Below are 476 nucleotides of genomic sequence, written 5' to 3'. Positions count from 1 at the left end.
TGCGGGCGAGCACGGTGACGTCGTCGAACCCGGCACCGCGGAACGCCGCGATCACCGCCTTCCCCATGCCCCCGGAGCCGCGCACGACGACCGGCAGCGCCGGGTCGACGGCGTGGCTCGCGAGAAGCGACGCGACCGCCTCGTAGTCGGTGTTCGACGCCGTCAGCACGCCGTCGTCGTTGACGATCGTGTTCACCGACGCGATCGCCGCTGCGGACTCCTCGACCACGTCGACGAGGGGGATCACCGCCTCCTTATAGGGCATCGACACCGAGCACCCGCGGATGCCGAGCCCTCGCACGCCCTGGATGGCGGCCGTGATGTCGGTGGGGGCGAACGCCTTGTAGACGAAGTTCAGTCCGAGCTCGTCGTAGAGGAAGTTGTGGAACCGCGTGCCGATGTTCGACGGGCGGGCGGAGAGGGAGATGCACAGCGACATGTCTTTGTTGAGGATCGGCACCTGGCCATTCTGCTCT

At 67.6% G+C, this 476-nt stretch carries 1 pseudogene; it reads right to left on the bottom strand.

The features are described 5' to 3' along the window. Positions 1-460: pseudogene (locus ASG00_RS18515) on the bottom strand (shikimate 5-dehydrogenase); the annotation flags it as partial. Positions 461-476 lie beyond the last annotated feature (16 nt).

The sequence above is a fragment of the Microbacterium sp. Leaf351 genome (genome assembly GCF_001423825.1).
Taxonomy (GTDB): Bacteria; Actinomycetota; Actinomycetes; order Actinomycetales; family Microbacteriaceae; genus Microbacterium; species Microbacterium ginsengisoli.
This window is presented reverse-complemented; position numbering and strand designations above follow the sequence as displayed.